This window comes from Acinetobacter sp. YH12027, from assembly GCF_013420085.1.
Taxonomy (GTDB): Bacteria; Pseudomonadota; Gammaproteobacteria; order Pseudomonadales; family Moraxellaceae; genus Acinetobacter; species Acinetobacter amyesii.
Genome location: NZ_VOYW01000010.1, coordinates 16,266 through 36,065 on the forward strand (window position 1 = coordinate 16,266; position 19,800 = coordinate 36,065).

Here is a 19,800-nt window from a genome sequence, read left to right on the forward strand (position 1 = left end):
GTGTTTTACAATATCGTCACCATTAAAGCAGGGTTATGGAGAATTTTATGTCAGATTTACGCCAACGCTTTTTTATTGAAGATAGCCCTGTTCGTGGAGAAGTGGTTCATCTTGAAGAAGCCCTACAAACGATTCTTGCACAGCGTGACTATGCACCTGCTGTACAAATTCTCTTGGGTGAAATGCTCAGCGCGACTGCCTTGTTGGCCAGTACCTTAAAAATTAAAGGTCGTATTAGCTTACAAATTCAGGCTGCAGGCACATTTAAATGGGCAATGGCGGAATGTAATCATCTCGGTGAAGTTCGCGCACTTGCCGATTATGAAGAAGACCCGCACTTTCAAGCCGCTGAAGACAGCAGCACGGTACTGAAAGCCTTGGTAAACCCAGTACTTTTCATTAATATCGAGCCTGAATTTGGTGAGCGTTATCAAGGGATTGTACCTTTAGACAAACCGGATTTAGCGGGTTGCTTGATGCAATATTATGATTTATCTGCACAGATCCCAACACGCATCGTCTTAGCAAGCAGCAACAGTCGTTCAGGTGGTTTACTGATTCAGTTATTACCTCGGAATAGCGAAGAAGAACAACGCCGTGTCGATGAAGATCTATGGCCACGTTTAACCATGCTGACTGAGACTTTAAAAGCAGATGAGTTAACGTCTTTATCTGCAAATGAAATTTTATATCGTTTATATAACGAAGAAGAAGTTCGTTTACCTGAAACTGAAGCCTTAAAATTTGGCTGCACGTGTTCAAAAGAACGCTGTGCGACAGCACTTGAACAAATTGGTGTTGCTGCAGTTCGTGAAACCCTAGAGTTTCAAAACCCAATTGAAATGGATTGCCAATTCTGTAATACAAAATATACCTTTACTGCAGAAGAAGCTTTATCCCTTTTTGGTCAACACCTCAGCTAAATCATTGCATGATTAAAAGCCTAAATCTAAGCATCCTTCGGGGTGCTTTTTTATTATTCCGATTAAATTCAAAACAGCTACTTTCTTCCGCTTAGTCGAATGGTTTCGAACTTTAGAACCTCAACATGATCAGCTGTATTTGCGATCAATTTTTTTTCGAGTAGAATCGCGCCAGAAATAAAGTCAATAAAACCAACAAAGCTTTATTTTTAATTGAAAAATAATGTAAAAAAAACTGGATAAATTATGAAACTCAAAACACTCGCTATTGCTTTAGCCATGTTCTACTTTGGCCCAATAACAGCACATGCAGCAGACCTCGTCGGGACATGGAAAACCATAGATGACAAAACAGGCTATGCCCGTGCTGAAGTCCAAATCACCAAATTAAAAGACGGCAGCTATAGCGGTAAAATCACCAAAGTACATGCCATCCCTAACCGCCCTGTCACCACGATTTGTGAAAAATGCGAAGGTAAACTCAAAAATGCACCCTTAATTGGTTTACCGATCTTCTCTGGCTTTAAACATAATGCAAAAGAGAATGCCTATACCGATGGCAAGGTGATCGACCCACTTTCAGGCAATACCTATCAAGGTAAAGGGCAATTGAATGCGCGCGGCAATGTCCTGACACTTCGAGGGTATGTCGGGACCACGCTTCTCGGCCGGACGGTATCTTGGATCCGCGTCAACTAAAGCGGCCATTCGGCTTTCATTGGCATGATGAACTCAACTCCAGACGAGTTCATCATGCCGATAATAATCTACTTTGAGATGAATTCCGACTATTTTACTAGTGCGTAGACGTTCAGCATAAACCTCATTTAGCGCCAACTCGTTCATGTTTTGGCTCAAAATATAAATACCAATTCTTAAAAAATCACTAGAATATTCATATTATTTCAGGCTACATTAAAACCATAATATTTTTATGCCTTTAATTTTCTGGCATCTGCTTTTTATGTAATGTGGGTAACTGTATGACTGTTAAATTCCTCTTTTCTATCCTGTTCGGTATGTTCTCAATATGCAGTATATCATCTGCTTTGGCAGCGATTGACCCCTTAGTGGGGACATGGAAAACCATTGATGATCGAACAGGTTATTCCCTTGCCGATGTGGTGATTCGTAAAGATAAACATGACCTGTATTCAGCTACTATTATTCAAAGCCGAAGCATCCCCGGAACAGCAAATGTCTCGACGTGCACGCAATGTACCGGTGCTCAGAAAAATAAACCGATGGTCGGTTTAACCACCTTATCCGGCCTAAGCGCTGATCCAGAAAAGCCCAATGAATTTGTGGGTGGAGTGATGCTTGATCCCAAATCAGGCAAGCACTACAATGCACGCGCTCGTTTAATGAATAATGGCAAGCATTTGATCATTAATGGTCGTACTGAAGGCTCTGCAATTGGACGCAATGTCACTTGGGTCAAAAACTAAGCACTAGGCCTTTAAATCATTAAAGGCCTTTTTTAACTTAAAATTTAGAGTAAAAACTCCATATTAAAGCAGCGTTTTAAGAAATTCTGCCAAATACATCACAAACTATCACATTGATTTTGTAGGACTTTATAGATAAATTAGGCAACTTACTCTAAAAACACAATTCTGAATTTTCAGGGGATGAAATGAAAAAAATATATCAACAATTATTTGCCGGAATACTACTTAGCACTTTGTCAGGATTATCAATCGCTGCGGAAACCGATCCGCTAGTGGGGAAGTGGAAAACCGTCGATGACCGTACAGGATATTCGCGTGCAGACGTTGAAATTCGCAAAAAAGCCGATGGAAGCTATGAAGGCATCATTGTCACCACACGCAATGTCCCTGGCACTGAAAAAATGGGCGTCTGCTCGAACTGCCCAGGTGAATTGAAAAATAAACCTTTTATCGGCTTGCCATTTATTTGGGACTTTAAACAAGATCCAAAAAATCCACGTGAATTCCAAAATGGTAAAGTTCTGGACCCGATTGGTGGAAAAATCTATAAAGGCAAAGCAAGACTTAGTGCTTCAGGAAAACATTTAACTATACGTGGGTATGTTGGTGTATCTGTGATTGGTCGTAGTGTCACTTGGATAAAATATTAATTTTAAACGTGTTTTTAAAAGCCTCCTCGTGAGGCTTTTTTATTGTCATGTTTTGAAACAATAAGCTGCAGTTTGCCCCTATGACAGTTTGATGAACCCTTCTATATTGATTAAAACATGATTAATATTTATACAGAGAGTATGCCAGACAATCACTATCAAACTTTAGGGATCGCCCGAGATGCTTCGGCAGATCAAATTAAAAAAGCCTATCGAAAATTGGCGCGTAAATATCACCCTGACGTCAGCAAAGAAGCTGATGCCGAAACGCGTATGCAAGCGATTAATGTTGCATACGACACTTTAAGTGATGCCGAAAAGAAAAAACAATACGATTTTGAACTCGATCATCCTCAAGGATTTGCTGGGTTTAATGCTGGCAACCAAGGTGGTTTTGACCAATCTCAGTTTTATCGCCAATCGACGAGTGATGGTCAGCATGCGGACTTTAGTGGATTTGAAGACTTGTTTGGTCGTTTTGGGCAAGGCTTTGGTGGCGGTGACTATCAGTATCAACGTGCAAACCGCCAAACCAAGAGCTTCCGTGGTGAAGACCAACACGCCAGTTTAGAAGTGGATTTAGAAATCGCATTTCATGGTGCAACGCAGAATATCACCTTGCAGATTCCGAGCTTAAATGCCCATGGTGAGCCTGAAGTTCAACGTAAAACCCTACAAGTCAAAATTCCTGCAGGCATGAAATCAGGTCAACAAATTCGACTCTCGGGCCAAGGGCAAGCTGGCTATAACGGTGGAGCTGCTGGTAATTTATACATTGAAATTTTGTATAAACAAACCGAGCAAACCCGTGTAGAAGGTGCTGATATTTTCCAACAACTGAATATCAGTCCTTGGGAAGCAGCATTGGGTCAAAAAATTGCATTTACCAGTCCTGATGGCAAAACATTAGAGCTACAGATTCCTAAAAATGCGCGTACTGGACAGCAGCTACGATTAAAGGACAAAGGGATACCAAACAAAACACCCGGACAGCTTTACCTGGTTTTAAATATAGTGATACCAGCTGCACAAACAGAACAAGAGCAACAAGCTTATGCGGCTTTTGCTCAAGCTTTTCCGTCATTTAATCCACGACAGTCTTAAGGAGAGCACCATGACAACAATTCATTATCGTGAAATTGTCTGTGACGGATGTAAACAGACTGAAATCGTAGACGAAAAAAGTAGTTTTGATCTACAACACTTTGCCTCTGCCTGTGGGCAAAGTCCAGAATGGGTTCTGCAACTACTCGAATACGATATTCTGCCTAGCCGTTCAGAAGACAGGATTCATCAATTTTTTGGCGATGATATATCTCGCGCACGGCGTGCCTATCGGCTTCAACGAGATTTCGATGCCAGTTTTACTGCGGTCGCCATGATGCTCGACCTGATTGATGAAGTCCAACAACTACGTCGCCAAGTGAAACACCAACAGCTTCATTCGCACTAAATGTATTCGTGAACGCTCTGTCCTGCAGGGCGTTTTTCTTTTTTCTTGTAGAGGAAATGATCGACAACCATGAAAACACGAGATTGCAATAAAAAAGTCAAAAACATGTTTCCTGAGTACCGTGATTTGGTCACTCAGTTACGTGATGAAAATCCGCATTTTGCGCGGATCTTTGAAGAACATGATGAGTTGGATCGCGAAATCATTCAATTGGAATTAGATCCTGTTAATCACTACAACACGGATATTGAGACCATTAAGCGTAAGAAATTAAAGCTAAAAGATGAAATTTATCGCTTACTGAAAAGTAATGAAAATGATGATATATCTTGAGATATCGACTCGTATAGGGGAATTTTCATGATGCATGTCGTTCGCAGTACAACCCACGAGGCTAAGCAATTGAATTGCTAAGACCATAAGGATCGGTCAAATCGCGTTGTACTGCAGATTCTTTAAAAAACAAAATGTAAAACAATTACATCATGACAAAGGATTCATCATGCACATGCATCATGTCCTATTGGGTGGCATTACTCAGTTTCAGTAGTCTATTACATGCCAGTGATAAACGAGTATTTGAAAAACCATGGATGACCAAACAGGATATTCACGCGGTGATGTGACCATCGTCAAAAATGCCGATGGGACGTATAGTGGAACACTTACTGCAATACGCCCAATGCCGTACAAGCCCTTGGTCGAAGTGTGCTTAAAACGCAAAGGCAAACTCAAATATGCACCCTTGGTGAGTCTCGAAGTTATCAAAGGATTTAAAGCAGACCCATCCATCAGAGAAGCTAACGCGAACTATTTGAGTTTCGTCAGCTTCTCAATTTCTTTCATGGTTTTAACCGTACCTTTGACTGTGCCCTTCACCGTTTGTTTAATTGGTTCATAATCCATAAACCAAAACAAATTCATGTGTTGATCGTCATGTTGCTGTGCCAGCATATCAATCACACTTTTTTCACCGCGCCCGACCAAATGCCGTCGATAAAAATAATACAGTAGTAAAATCGTGGTCATCAGCATGATGCCGAGCATGATCCAAAAACCGGTTGGCGATTTGAGTCCCGGAATAAACTCAAAGTTCATACCGTATATACCAGTTAATAAGGTTAATGGTGCAAAAATTGCCGTAATAATCGCCAGAATCCGCATATTTTCATTGGTTTGGTTAGCAACGGCTGAAAAATGCAGATCAATGGCGGCCTGCACGGCACTGCGTAATCGTGTGGTGTGTTTTTGAATGCGTTCGATATGGCTGGTTAAATCATCTACGCGAACCAGCATGATATCCTGCTTTTCACTGCGCTTTTTGCCTTTCAAATGTGGGTAATTATCCACAACTTCATCACGCAGTTCTTGCAAGGCTTCAATTTGCTCTTCACACAAATTTTCCACTTGCTGAAAAGCCATATTTTCCTGCAGCAGCTGATGCCACTTGGTAAAACGCCGATGCCCTTGCAGCAATTCTTGCTGCCAAAACTCGACACGGCGGGTCAAAGGAACACGTAAATCCAAGTATCCATCTACCATATTATTCAGTAAACGCAATGCCAAATCTAAGGGTGTAATGGCTAATTTTCGTGGTTTATTTTGTTCATCAATCGGACGAGAAATTAAAGTTTCAATCCGTTGGATATAACTTTCAATGGCTTTGTTGCCTTTTTCGCGCACCGTGATCAGCACTTGGGGCGTGAGCAAAAAACTGATCGGGGTGGTCGCCAAACCAAAGACCCGCTCATGCTTTTCAAGGGCTTCTGCACCTGCAACAATTTGATCATCGGGTGTGACCATTTTTCTAAAAATTAATAAATCGTAATCATCAAGTGTGTCAAAAGCACAAGGATGCTCTAAATTTAAAATATCCCGCAGATGGTATTCATTTACCCGTAGATCTGATGCCTGAAAAATATCACTCTGCCATTGCTCTGGACGGTTGACGACATCTTCACGGGTACAATCCATCCAAATAAACTCAGGCTCAAGTTCAGGATGATGCTCACATTGCGCTTGGTCTTGCACATAGATATGCGCCGCTGTTGGATGCTGAAAAAAATAATAGGTTTGCATATCTCATTTATTATTGTGTTTACTTTTTGCATGATGCCATAAAAAAAGCCTTGAGCAAGTCAAAGTTCATACTCTGACTACACTCAAGGCTTTTGTGAATCCATTCACAGAGCCGAAACTCTGTGAATCAGCAAACTATTAAGCTTGTTCGATGTCTTTCATGGTTAATTTGATACGACCGCGGTTGTCGACATCAGCAACTTGTACTTTGATCTCTTGACCTTCAGACAATACGTCTGAAACGTTCGCAATGCGTTCGTTAGAAATTTGAGAGATGTGAAGTAAGCCATCAGTACCTGGAAGGATGTTTACAAACGCACCAAATTCAACGATACGAATCACTTTACCAGTGTAGATTGTACCTGGTTCGATTTCAGCAGTAAGCGCTTGGATTTTCGCAACAGCAGCAGAAGCAGCCGCTTTAGTTTCACCAAATACGCGAACTGTACCGTTATCTTCGATATCGATTGCTGCTTTAGTTTCTTCAGTGATCGCACGAATCGTTGCGCCACCTTTACCAATCACATCACGGATCTTATCAGGGTTGATGTTGATCACTTGGAATGTAGGCGCGTGCATAGAGATTTCAGGACGAGCGCGTGAAATCACTTGGTTCATTGCATTTAAGATGTGCATACGACCTGCATACGCTTGGTTCAATGCAACTTCCATGATCTCTTCAGTAATACCTTCGATCTTGATGTCCATTTGAAGTGCAGTAATACCGTTTGCAGAACCTGCTACTTTAAAGTCCATGTCGCCAAGGTGGTCTTCGTCACCCAAGATGTCAGAAAGAACTGCGAAACGCTCGCCTTCTTTGACTAGACCCATTGCGATACCCGCAACTGGCGCTTTAAGTGGAACACCTGCGTCCATAAGTGATAGAGAAGCACCACATACAGAAGCCATTGAAGATGAACCGTTAGATTCAGTGATGTCCGATACGATACGGATCACGTACGGGAAGCGGTCAGCTGCTGGAAGTACAGCTTGTACACCACGACGCGCTAAACGACCGTGACCGATTTCACGACGTTTAGGACCAGATTCACGACCAGTTTCACCTACAGAGTATGCAGGGAAGTTGTAGTGCAACATGAAGTTGTCAGTTTTCGTACCCGCTAATGTATCTACCATTAACGCATCACGTGTATTACCCAAAGTTGTTGTTACCAACGCCTGAGTTTCACCACGTGTGAATAATGCAGAACCGTGAGCACGGTCTAACACGCCAACTTGTACGTCAAGCGCACGAACTGTTTTAGTATCACGGCCATCAATACGTGGTTTACCTGACAAGATGTTGTCACGTACTGTACGGTATTTCAGGTCTTCGAATAATTCAGCCAAGTCGTCAGCGATACCGTCAACGTCTTCTTCTGGAACGAATTGAGCAACAGCTTCAGCTTGAAGCGCATCAAGTGCTGCATAACGATCGTGTTTAACAGCGATTGTGTATGCTTCAGAGATTTTCGCTTCAAACGCTTCTTTTAATTTTGCACGAAGGTCTTCGTTTTTCGCAGGTGCAGTCCAAGTAGACTCTGTTGCACCAGCAGCCGCAGCAAATTCTTTAATCGCTTGGATCGCGATTTGCATTTCGTCATGACCGAACAATACAGCGCCAAGCATTTGGTCTTCAGAAAGTTCTTTCGCTTCTGATTCAACCATCAATACTGCAGATTCTGTACCTGCAACCACAAGGTCAAGGTCAGATTCTTTAAGCTGTTCGTGGTTCGGGTTAAGGATGTATTCACCGTTGATTAAACCAACGCGCGCACCACCGATTGGACCACGGAAAGGCGTACCCGCAATTGCAAGTGCAGCAGATGTACCTAACATTGCAGCAATGTCAGCATCCATCGTTTTGTCAGAAGAAATCACAGTCGCAGTCACTTGGATTTCGTTGTAGTAACCTTCTGGGAACAACGGACGGATTGGACGGTCGATTAAGCGTGAAATAAGAGTTTCAGCTTCAGACGCGCGGCCTTCACGTTTACCGTAACCGCCCGGGATACGACCTGCAGCATATTGTTTTTCTTGGTAGTTAACAGTCAATGGGAAGAAGTCTTGACCTGCTTTAGCTGTTGGTTGAGCAACAACGGCAACAAGAACTTGTACACCACCCATAGTGATGATTACAGTGTTCGCTTGACGCGCAACACGACCTGTTTCTAGGACAACTTGATGCTGACCGTATTGGAATTCTTTACGAATAATATTAAACATCGACATGTTTTATTTTTTCCTGATTTTATTCTAGTGGAGACCCCTAAGGTTTGGCATTCACTCAACGCCCCAAACGCTGCAACATAAATGACAAAGCTTAGAAGCCGACCTCACTAGATATTAAAAACATTAATTAAAAATGCTAATTTGAGACACAAAGAAGGAGCGAATCATCGCCCCTTCCCCATTATCCAACCAAGGTTGGATAGACTTTAGTTTTCAGTAATACAGCACTAAGCATGCAATAGTCCGAAAATAAAAGTTTAAATCGAATTAACGACGTAAACCTAAAGCAGCAATCAATGCGCTGTAACGAGTAGCGTCTTTACCTTTAAGGTAGTCAAGAAGCTTACGACGTTGGTTGACCATACGGATAAGACCGCGACGGCTATGGTGGTCGTGTTTGTGCTCTTTGAAGTGACCTTGTAAATCATTGATTTGAGCAGTTAAAAGAGCTACTTGAACTTCTGGTGAACCAGTGTCGTTTTCAGCGCGAGCGAATTTTGCAACGATCTCTGCGCGATCTGCGTTTGTTAAAGCCATTCGATTTCTCCGAGATGCTTATAAAGTTAACTTTTGATACGAATCAACTGATAAATCAGCTGACTGCCGTGCATCACTACAGCAAGTGCATTATATTAAGGGAAAATCGTCCCAATTGCAAAAAGAGATGGCCGACTTCGTCAGGTTTTCATGACGATAATAGCGCCTTTTTTTTCACATCGATTCCATTATAAATTTTTTATATGTTTCGATACTTTATGCGACACAAAACCGCATATTTCTAACATGTTGAATGCGATGTCATTGAATGAATTTTAAACTGATTTTTTGATATATTTTGCCACTCGATGTTTAGCATGCAAAACTCAAAGTGGAATGATTAAAAAAAAAGCCCGAGCTAGGCTCGGGCTTTTTTGCGCTGTAGTTTCTTCTTTTTTAGTTATTGTTTTATTATTTATTGTTTTATGTGGCGCTTTTCCGCGTCCTTATGTCAAACATTCCATGTTTTAACTTGCACTTCCTTATGTGGTAGATTTTGCCACAACGGCTATTAGATAAAAGTCGTATTTTTCGTATCTATATGTAAGCTTTTTCGTACATCAGTTAAGCTCTATTTCTTTTCTGTTACAGCGTATAGGCATTTCTTATTTTCCAGACATAAAAAAGCCCTGTAGTCTCTCCCAAAACTACAAGGCTTAGCGGCTGTAAGTTTCCTATTTCCTTACTTCACTGTAAGTTCGCTGTCTTTTGACGTTATTCTTATACTTTTGCGATTTTACTCAACCATCCGTGTTGAGTTCTTTTTCTGTGAAGTCATCTTCTCAAAAAGCTCTAAAAAGCTCTATGCGCAAATCTCCTGAATCGATGTAAGCCATTTCTTACAAAATACGGTACATTTTGCCTAGGCTTTACAAAGGTAGGTGATTGTTAATTTTTTCTAACAGACCACTAACTCGCGCTGTTCTTTTTATAAGCGCTTTTGCCAATGCATCTTTTGCAACAAGCAAACTCACCACTTTTTTGGCACGAGTGATGGCGGTATAAATCAGCTCTTTACTTATCATTTCGGTAGCATGATTTTCCAAAACTACCGCCGTATGGGTAAATTCAGAACCTTGAGACTTATGTATGGTCAAGGCATAGGCGGTTTCTATACTTTTAGGTAACCGTGTTGCCACCACCCATTTATCCAAACTTGGAAAATAAACCTCAAACTGCGACTTTTCCGTCATCGGTCGTTTTAAGCAAATCCCGATATCACCATTTGATAGTCCAAGTTGATAATCGTTATAGGTCATCATGACTGGACGACCGACATACCAATCCCCTTGTTTCAACACACCCAAGGCATTTAAGACCCGAAGTTCAATCTGCTGATTGAGCTCATGTAAGCCTAATTTTCCATGTCGAATGGCCGATAGAATTCGATAATCATCAAAATAGCGAATCAATTGGGCTAACCAATCTGCATATTCAGCGGGTTGCTCTGGCCATTGTTTTAACCATGCCACATAGGGCTGAAAACCATACATCAGTTGATCATAATATTTTGCCCAATGTGCCGCACTGTTCGTAGCGTCGGGGAGATATTGCAACTGAATCACATCGCTCATATTCGGTGTCAGTTGAATCGGCTGAAGTTCGGATGCAGATACCACCTGATGTTCGAATTTCGCCAGAACTTCAGTGGTTGTTTGCTGTTGTTCTTGTTGTTGAATAAAACGAGCAAACTCACCAATGGCTGCACCCTGTACAAAACGGCGGCTGGTCTGTAAATGGGTACGGTTGGCTTGTAAGGCATCGACATCCTGAAGGTTGGCCAAAACAGCGCCAACATCGACCGAAGCCAACTGTTCTGCATCCCCTAAGAGAATCAGCTTACTGTTCTGAGGGATTGCCGCGAATAGCATCTGCGCCAAACTTAAATCCAACATGGAGGCTTCATCGACCACAATGACGTCATAGGGTAAGCGTTGGCGCTCATTAAACCGCGGGATAGCGCGCGTCCCTAAACCCAATAGACGATGCAAAGTTACGGGTTTCAAATGTTTGTGAATAATCGAATAATGCTGCAATGCAGGATCTTTAAACGCTGCTTGTAAGGCTTCTTCCATGCGCTGCGCCGCTTTTCCTGTCGGCGCTGCCATCGCAATTCTTAAATTTGGATTTTGCTCATTCAACACGGCAATAATCCGAGCCAAGGTATAGGTTTTACCTGTCCCAGGCCCACCGGTAATGATATTAAAATTGTGCTGACACACCATGTGCAGTGCTTGGATCTGATGGGGATCGGTCAGTAAATCCTTTTCGATATTAAGCATCTGCGTTTGATTGAGATTTTGCTCTGTTTGCTGTTTTAAACGTGCAACTTGCTTGGCTAAAGCATTTTCTAATGCCCAATAGCGATAAAGATAAAGTCGCTGTGAATCAAAAATAAAAGGCGCAACAGGTGTTTTTTCAGCTTGCTCATGCTGAACCATCTGAGCCAAACATTGAATCTGTACATTTTCGGCCAAAATACAACTGTCGCCTTTTTCCACGGCTTGCATCAATTGTTGAATTAACTGATTTGCAGCAGGATGACTGGCCTGATTGGGTAAATAATGTTGGATTAAATAGTCAATCCAATCCGGCAAAACCGCATCTAAATCAGCTTTTTCTTGGGTATTTTGGGGAACTAAAACCTGTTTTTCTACAGTATTTTCTTGTCTCGCGTGCAAAGGCTGTGCTGATAAGGCTTTTTGATCATTTTCCACACAGTTATCCTCAAACTTATCCACAATGCAACTTATTGTTTCAGCGTGAATATTTTTATCTTTTTCGTGCTTTTTCACGTTTTAGCCACAACCTTTTCGCTCAATATTGCATCGAGGTTTTGAATGAATGTATCCGCCGGCTTCCAGTGATATACCCCACGATCGGACTGTCCATCCATACCACGAAGATACAGATAACTCGCCCCACCCAAATGCTGCGTCATATCATAGTCTTTCATCACGGCTTTCAAATAACGATGCAGGGCCACCAAATATAAAGCCGCCTGCAACCAGTAACTGGAATGACTCATACTTTCTCGAATATAGGCATGATCATAATGTGCGGTCTGATCGCCTAAGAAATTACTTTTATAATCGGCAATGTGATAGCGCTGACCATCAAAATACACCAAGTCAATCGACCCCGTCAGATAGCGTGCTGTAAACACATCATTCAAATCTTGTATTTGTAAATCTGGCTCTTTTAGGCTTTCAAATAGCATGCGTATTTTACGTATCGCCAATGCACGATCTGCCATACTCAAATGAAAGTCCATTTCTGAACGATATTCGCCATCGTTTAACTGATGCAGGCTAAAACCATCATGCAACGGTGTATGAATGATTTGACTGTACCATTCCTGCATTTCTTCAATCAGTTCAGCTTCATCTTGTTCAGGGTTCGCCGTTTGACCAAACTGTTTCATCAAGTTTTGCAATATTTGCGGCGAATCAAACTCAACATCACTATGAAAACGTGATGCGATGGCTTTGGCCAACTTCTCTTCTGGGGTGCTAAATCGAACTTTTTCCATCAACTTGTGCAAGAAACTTCCGGGCTTGGTTCCCTTTGGAAAATGCCGTTTAATCCAGCTTATTTTCTCTGCCGTTTCTGCTTCAATGATTTCAACTTGTTCAACTTCATCGGCAGCACTGTCTTCCTGTTCGTTCATTGCAGCTGCCAGTTGGTCACGTTGTATATGTGTCTTATGTGCCGTACGCGTGAGCGCGGTAAAACTGGTGGTTTCCCGTGGATAAAAATGGCTGTTGGGAATTTCTTCCGCGTCTAATACAACAGTTTCAACCTGAGTCTGAGTCAACATCGGTGGTGCTGCACGCAAAACATCAGCATCCACACTTTCTGCATGTTGGAACAGATCTGGTTCGCTTCCACGCCAAAAAGTCAGTCCTGAGCGTGCTTCTGCCATTTGTTTCTTTTCGACCTCATGATGACGTAGCACGGCATAGACACGATAACTGGCACGGGTCAACGCCACGTACCACAAGCGATGATGCTCTGCTTCATTGCGCGCATCATTTTGTTGAATATCATCTTCAGGTAAGTCCGAAGACTTCACGGCAATCACACGTTCTAACCCAAGGCTTTTTTGCTGATTGTCTTTAAGGGAAAAATTCAAATTGCCTTTTTCACTTAAGCCTGCATTTGCTCCCAATAAAAATACACAACCAAATTCTAAGCCTTTGGATGCATGAATCGTCATCAATTGCACCCCCAATTGCCCAGTCAATTTTCGCTCTTGGGTACTTTCATTATTGATGCCTAAATTGATTTGGCGAATAAACCATTGATAGAGCTTATGCGCACCGGTGTAGTGTTCACTTTGCTGACTTAATAATTCTGCGATATGGCGTAAATTCACCACTGTGCGTTCATTATCTCGACTTTGCCCAGCCACCAAACGCGTCCACACCTGAAAGACCGTCATGCAGCTATTCCACGCGCTGCGGAATCCTTGCTCATTCCAAATTTGTCGAATCTGTTCGAGTTTTTCGATGATGTCGCTCAGTCCATCTGCCTGCTGTTCGAGTGCGACCAGTTGTTTCAGATCAAAACCCAATAAACGGCTCAGCAGCGCACGTTTCACCTTGGCTTCTTGATAGGGATTCAAAATCGCGGTCAGCAAAGCGGCAACGTCTTGTGCGACGGAACTTTTATAGACACTGTCCCGAGAGGCTTTATAACAAGGGACGCCCAGCTGCAATAAACATTGTTGTACTTGCTCTAAGTCGAAATGGTTTTGCCCCAAGACCGCAATATCGTTTGCTGTCAGTGCTCGCTGGGTATTGTTGTCTTGAAAATATAAATGTCCTTGCTGAGCTTGGTTGAGCAAGGACTGAATCTGCCAAGCCACTTGCTCTGCTTCATTCAACGTTTCATCCAAAGCCAACCAACGCAGCGGTTGTGGATTGACTTGATCATGATCAATCAGTGGAGGATGCTCACGCTCACCTGCTTGAATCGGGGTGTATTCAACTTGCTCACCAAAGTCCATTTGCCGATGAAACAAGGCATCCACCACTTCAACCAAGTTTTTGACTGAACGATGGTTTTTGTTCAAGGTATAACAACGCCCACCCTTGGCTTGAATATCATGACGCGCTTTACGATAGGTCAGCATGTCACCGCCACGGAACCCATAAATCGCCTGTTTCGGGTCGCCGACCATAATCATACAGCCCTGATGTAAGCGCTCCTTGACCCGCCAAATGCTAGACAGCATGTCATCTTGATCTTGGTTGGTGTCTTGAAATTCATCGACTAAAATCAGCGGATATCGTGCTAAAACATGAGCAGCAAAACTGTCTTTCCCTGCGGCTGAGCTTTGCTGTAAGGCTTCCGATAAGGTCCGAATTTGTTGTGAAAAGGTGGTTTCCCCAGCGTGGGACAACACTTGAGGCAAACGCTTTTTGACTTCCTGCGCCAAATAAAAATTCAGGTATTGTTCTGCTTGATTGATATGTTCATAAGCGCTGAGCACCGCTCGGAGTTGTTGAACAAAAGCATGTTGATAAAACGCTTTTGAGACATTAGGCTGCTCTTCAACGACTTTGTCTTTAAAGACACGTGGCTTAAATTCAGTTTTATTCGGATCATAAAACAATGAGCGAATGGCTTTCATTGTCTGTTGTAACACATCGGACTGAGTCAAAACCCCTTGGCTACCCGCTGCTTCAAAGTGCTGTAAAAACTCGGGAATGCGTGTGTTAAAGGTGACAAAAAATGCACCTTTATTAAAACGTCGAGCGTCCACCAAGTTTTTATAATGACTTCCTGCATCAAAACACGCTGCAAGCTCTACACGAGCGGCAGGCAGCATTTGCGCAAGCTGATGACACATCGCTTCAAAATGCGCCAAAGCATTTTCGGGTAATTCAGGGACACGTAAATCCACCGATGGGAAATTTAGACTTTCCTTTACTACACTAAGATAGTATTCAGGACCTTTCAACTGATGATTCAACATCAAATATTCAATCAAATGCGCAGGCTGCTGCTGGATCCAATCTCTTAATAAATCATGAATGATCCGTTCAATATGCAGGTCTTCATCATCACTGATTTGCACCTGTTCAATACGACCACTTTCAAAGGCAAATTCACGTAATAACTTTTGACTAAAGCTGTCTAAAGTTCCGACAAAGAGTTCTTCATATTGTTGTAAGACCACGTTCAGACGATTGTACGCATATTCTAAGTGATGCCCATGATCTTTCAGCACTTGCTGATACAAAGGGTCGCTCAAACTTTGCTGAAGTTCGGCCAACTCATCTTGAGATGCCGCGAGCAGGCCATTAACAAAGCCACGGGTTTCTTCAATCCGCAGTCGTACCCGCGCTTTGAGTTCCGCTGTGGCTTTACGGGTGAAAGTGGTGGCAATGACCTGATTCGGCATATAGCGATCGAGAAAAATCCGCACCATCAGACTGGAAAGCGTATAGGTTTTTCCTGTACCCGCCGAGGCTTCAATCCAGTGCAGTCCGGTAAAGCTCATGTCTGCAATCGGGTTGGTGGATATTTTCATCGTTTGCTGTGGCATATTCATTTTTTCACCTCAGGCTTGATGACATTGAGTTTTTTTAGGCCGTCATCCGCCTCGGTATCCATCACATGATATAAACGTTCTGCATAATAACGACAGGACAATGCCAGAAGCTCATCTGCCGCTTGTTGCTGTAAAATAAAGCTCCAATCACGATGGTGGCTATTGGCTTCATTCGACTCCAACTCCACTCCACCAAAACTATGATTTTTCAGCCATTCCTCTTGAAGCTTTGCAAAATTATCTGGCATGAGCTGGCCTGTTTCATTCTCCACCCAAGTGCATTTTTCTTGGCGAATTAAGGCAGCAGGCAGCACCACAGGACGTTTTTGTGCATGTTTCCACATCGCCACCCATTCACTGAGCTGCAGCTTGGCTTGTGCAGAGCTTAATCCACAACAGACTATGCTTTTATCATTACAAATCACTTCACGACGATACGTCGCGCCCTCATCGCCTAAGTCTAAATAGCTCAACCAAAGTAGATATTCGAGCCAGGTTTGCGTCTGACGCTTAGGCTTTGCCCCAGACGCCATACAGCTTAACCAATGCATACTCTGAGAGTCTTCAGGCACGGTGATACTCAGTATCAAATGCGGTTCAAGCTGTAAGTTTTGTAAGGTGGTCGCGGTTACACGGCGTCCATCCAAACGCTCTAATAACTGTGCCTGCTCTTGCAAACTGAGCTTCCAAGTCGCTATTTGACTATGTCCCACAGGCAGTACATCTTGGAACAAGGCCATATCCGGTTCAGTTGGAGTCGTAGAGTTCTGATCCTCAGCTTGATGGACACGAGAGGCAGGTTGCACATAATGCTTTTGCAATAAGTCACGGACATGATATTGCTGTAAACGGTCGAGCAATAAAGGCTCTTGCTGTGGTAATTGGTCACCGGTATAGACACTGGCCACGCCAAGCGTTTTCAAATATGCACGAGCTGGAAACACCACATCTTTAATCCATTCCTGACCATCCAAAACCCGTACTTCTTGTTCATCATGCACAGGATAATCACGGTTAATCCACGATTGGCGTTGACCAGACTGATCTAAAATATGTTCCGCCACAGCAAACCATTGATCTTTATATCGTAGGTTTTTCGACTGCTGAAAACCCATCGGGTCAAATGGCTGCAAAGGATAAATATGGTATAGCGGTTCGAGTTGTTGTGGGATGCGTAAGCCATCCAAATCCAACATGGCATCATGGGGTTGGTTCAATTGCTGCGGCTGAATCATCCGTGCGAGGAATTGGCTAAATTCATAAATCACGGAGGATGGTTCACGACTTTCACCATCATTGACATCAAAGCCATTATAGAAAATCCACAAGGACTGTCGGGCAAATAACAAGGCATCTAGAAATGCACCTTTATCATCTTCCAAACGAGAGCGATCACCCAAAACCGGTTTAAACACATCCATCAAATCAAAAGGCACTTGCTGATCACGACGCGGAAATTTGCCGCTATCCATGTTCATTAACACCACCAATGAAAATGGGACTTGGCGGATTTTCCCCATGTCTGCAAAGGTCACTGAACCAGTTGGTTCGATCTGATCGACAGAGCTATCGATGCCTTGTTGTATTTCTTTGAGCAGCAAAGATAATGGCAAATTAAAGCTGTTTGGGAGCGACTCAACTTTATCACTTTGGGCATTGTGCAGACGTTGCGTCATCGCACGCATCACACTGCGAATGGTTTCAAATGCTCGACCACTGGCTTCCACAAAAGGCTTTAAATCTGCATCTAATTGTTGCAACCACACTTTGACCGTCTGTGTGCTGAGATTCGGATTGAGCCAATCTCGACGCGCACTGATATCTCGGTAGATCTGAATTAAAGTTTGCACCAACTCAAAATCACTACTCAACACCCCTGCAAAACTTAACGTGTCCTCAAATACGGCATGCTGTGGTATCGCAACCCCTAACGCCAAACGGTCTAATGCAAATTTAAAGGTATAACGATAATCTCGGTCTTGCTCAGACAAATAAGCCAACATGTGCTGTTCATCTAAACCACGACGGAAACCGGCTTGAATCAGCAGCTCCATCATACGTTCCATTTGCACATGGTCGAGCTGATACAGTTCTTGCACCGCATTCAAATTCAGCCAATCATGAAAATCTTCTGCGGTAAAACGACCTTGACTAATTTCAATGCGTCCAACAAAGGCTTGCCATGCATTTTGAATATCTTGGCTAACCACCCCTGCAATTTTGACTGGGATATAAGGTAAATCCACAGCACTGCGTCCCATGCCTCGAGTCGTCGAAAAGACCGTCCGAATATGTGGTTCCAGTTCTTTTAAATTCGGCGCCAAGACCAAGATATCACTCGGATGGCGTGGCTCCTGTTCCGTACCTTCTGCCAACCAATGTACCAACTGCTCACGTAAAACCTCTAATTGACGCAGGCTAGAATGACAGACATGAAATTGAATCGATTCATCTGAACCCGCAAGTGCATATTGATGCTGCTTGGGTTCTTCTAAGGTCATGATGTCATATTGAATTTGAGCGAGCAGCGTTGTCGGCTCGGTGTCTGGAAAAATATCTTCCCAACCTTCGCCACCAGACATATTCACCAATAATGCAAAATTATCCCGCGCACGCTTGCCTAAACGAGTCAATAAGGAATGCTGTGATTCACGAAATTCCGCATTGGTCGTACTCAGATAGGCTTGAATTTGCGCCGTGCTGACATTGGGATTTCGCTCAATATAACGCTGTTGTAATTTCAGGTTATAACGATCTTTCCAAACGGGATCGACCATGTCTACCCAATACTCACGCGATGGGTTGAAATACAACAGATGTACTTCGGTATACGCCGCCAAACGATATAAAAATTTCAGTTGTGCAGGGGGTAATTCTAAAGTGGTGAAGACGAAAATCTGTTCAGGCAAACCGTTATAGGTTTGATGACGCTCATCATCATCGCGTTCATCCTCCTCAGCATCCAAATCAAACTGCTGCTGCCGATTTTGCTCAGCATGCGCCAAGGCAAACCAAAATTTATTGTCTATTTCCTGTCGGTCATTAAAGTCTTTTTGGAATACTTGATGCCACAACCAACGCTGCCAATGCTCCAGTTGTCGAGCCTGCGTCGGTAGATATTCATCGGCTTGTTCAGGTTTCAGACCTGTGAGTTGCATAATATTTAATGGCTGGTTGTGACTCCACGCTTTTAGCCAGTCAGTATCGCAATGTGGACAAACCCAGTGCTCAACACCTTCATCTGGGGTATGAATACAACTACCACGAAAGGCCATGTAGTTGGTAAAAAGCCGAGTGACTTGAGCAGCGATCCAGTACAACATTTCTTGCCGCTTTTGCTCACGTTTTTTTCGATCGGAGAGCTGTACTGTACTGTCAAAAATACGCTGGACTAAGGGCTGCACATCTGTCGGAATCTGTGCTGCATCGAACTGATCAGCCGCAATAAAAACCGCTAAAGCATTATAAATACGCCATTGCATGATCAACGGCGGCATGTTGATACCTTTAATCCGCTCACGGTCTTGTTTATTCGGCAAGGCCCAATCGTAGGCTTTCCACTGCAACCCTAAAATTTTACGATGATGCTTAATATTGGCACTAATACTGATTTTTTCAGCAATTTGCTTTTCTAACCATGCAGCAATGGCTTGATCGGGCACCACGATATGTCGTTCTTGCAAGACGGACAAGGCATTGGTCGATTGATTCGATTTCAATTTTTCGATCAGACAATCCACCAAAACTTCGATTCGTTGACTTTGAATTACATGTATTGCCATGGATTACCTATACAGCCTGCGTGACCAACTACTACAAAACAACAATGATTATTTACTATACATCTTGGGCTGTCTATGCGACTTTGACAAGAGAATAGATTGCAAAAAATGCTTTTAAACAAGTATCTTAA

General features: G+C 42.9%; 13 protein-coding genes. 7 read left to right on the plus strand and 6 right to left on the minus strand.

Annotation, left to right across the window (positions count from 1 at the left end; genetic code table 11):
• Nucleotides 1-47 precede the first annotated feature (47 nt).
• From hslO to FTT94_RS04585, 7 genes are all read left to right on the plus strand, one after another.
• Nucleotides 48-923: an Hsp33 family molecular chaperone HslO gene (hslO, locus tag FTT94_RS04555; RefSeq protein ID WP_180066207.1), complete on the plus strand. Its 876-nt coding sequence runs from the start codon at nucleotides 48-50 to the stop codon at nucleotides 921-923.
• A gap of 246 nt (nucleotides 924-1,169) precedes the next feature.
• Nucleotides 1,170-1,622 carry a DUF2147 domain-containing protein gene (locus FTT94_RS04560; protein ID WP_180010246.1) on the plus strand — a complete coding sequence of 151 codons (453 nt, stop codon included), beginning with the start codon at nucleotides 1,170-1,172 and terminating at the stop codon, nucleotides 1,620-1,622.
• A 284-nt stretch (nucleotides 1,623-1,906) separates the two neighbouring features.
• Nucleotides 1,907-2,371, plus strand: a complete 465-nt coding sequence (locus FTT94_RS04565; RefSeq protein WP_180063769.1) for a DUF2147 domain-containing protein — start codon at nucleotides 1,907-1,909, stop codon at nucleotides 2,369-2,371.
• 188 nt (nucleotides 2,372-2,559) lie between these two features.
• Nucleotides 2,560-3,024, plus strand: a complete 465-nt coding sequence (locus FTT94_RS04570) for a DUF2147 domain-containing protein (protein WP_078192815.1) — start codon at nucleotides 2,560-2,562, stop codon at nucleotides 3,022-3,024.
• 141 nt (nucleotides 3,025-3,165) lie between these two features.
• A complete protein-coding gene (locus FTT94_RS04575; protein ID WP_180041045.1) occupies nucleotides 3,166-4,128 on the plus strand; it encodes a DnaJ C-terminal domain-containing protein in 963 nt (320 codons plus the stop codon).
• A 10-nt stretch (nucleotides 4,129-4,138) separates the two neighbouring features.
• On the plus strand, nucleotides 4,139-4,477 hold the full coding sequence (locus FTT94_RS04580; RefSeq protein WP_078189792.1) for a chaperone modulator CbpM: 339 nt from the start codon (nucleotides 4,139-4,141) through the stop codon (nucleotides 4,475-4,477).
• Between the two features lie 69 nt (nucleotides 4,478-4,546).
• Complete coding sequence (locus tag FTT94_RS04585) at nucleotides 4,547-4,810, plus strand: YdcH family protein (RefSeq protein ID WP_180002890.1); 264 nt, start codon at nucleotides 4,547-4,549, stop codon at nucleotides 4,808-4,810.
• 477 nt (nucleotides 4,811-5,287) lie between these two features.
• Here the strand turns inward: FTT94_RS04585 and FTT94_RS04590 are convergent, their stop codons facing one another.
• The 6 genes from FTT94_RS04590 to FTT94_RS04615 all read right to left on the minus strand — a co-directional run bounded on the left by FTT94_RS04590 (nucleotide 5,288) and on the right by FTT94_RS04615 (nucleotide 19,669).
• Complete coding sequence (locus FTT94_RS04590) at nucleotides 5,288-6,556, minus strand: magnesium transporter CorA family protein (protein ID WP_180170308.1); 1,269 nt, start codon at nucleotides 6,554-6,556, stop codon at nucleotides 5,288-5,290.
• Nucleotides 6,557-6,694: 138 nt separating this feature from the next.
• Nucleotides 6,695-8,782, minus strand: coding sequence for a polyribonucleotide nucleotidyltransferase (gene pnp / locus FTT94_RS04595; protein WP_171262611.1), 2,088 nt, complete (start codon nucleotides 8,780-8,782; stop codon nucleotides 6,695-6,697).
• Between the two features lie 273 nt (nucleotides 8,783-9,055).
• Nucleotides 9,056-9,325: a 30S ribosomal protein S15 gene (rpsO, locus tag FTT94_RS04600; RefSeq protein WP_005007057.1), complete on the minus strand. Its 270-nt coding sequence runs from the start codon at nucleotides 9,323-9,325 to the stop codon at nucleotides 9,056-9,058.
• Nucleotides 9,326-10,194: 869 nt separating this feature from the next.
• Nucleotides 10,195-11,922 carry an exodeoxyribonuclease V subunit alpha gene (recD, locus tag FTT94_RS04605; protein WP_257231175.1) on the minus strand — a complete coding sequence of 576 codons (1,728 nt, stop codon included), beginning with the start codon at nucleotides 11,920-11,922 and terminating at the stop codon, nucleotides 10,195-10,197.
• A 194-nt stretch (nucleotides 11,923-12,116) separates the two neighbouring features.
• Nucleotides 12,117-15,887: a UvrD-helicase domain-containing protein gene (locus FTT94_RS04610; protein ID WP_180170309.1), complete on the minus strand. Its 3,771-nt coding sequence runs from the start codon at nucleotides 15,885-15,887 to the stop codon at nucleotides 12,117-12,119.
• The gene (locus tag FTT94_RS04615; protein WP_180170310.1) at nucleotides 15,884-19,669 is read right to left on the minus strand and encodes an exodeoxyribonuclease V subunit gamma; all 3,786 of its coding nucleotides are present in this window, start codon (nucleotides 19,667-19,669) and stop codon (nucleotides 15,884-15,886) included. The genes FTT94_RS04610 and FTT94_RS04615 overlap by 4 nt, the downstream gene beginning before the upstream one ends.
• Nucleotides 19,670-19,800 lie beyond the last annotated feature (131 nt).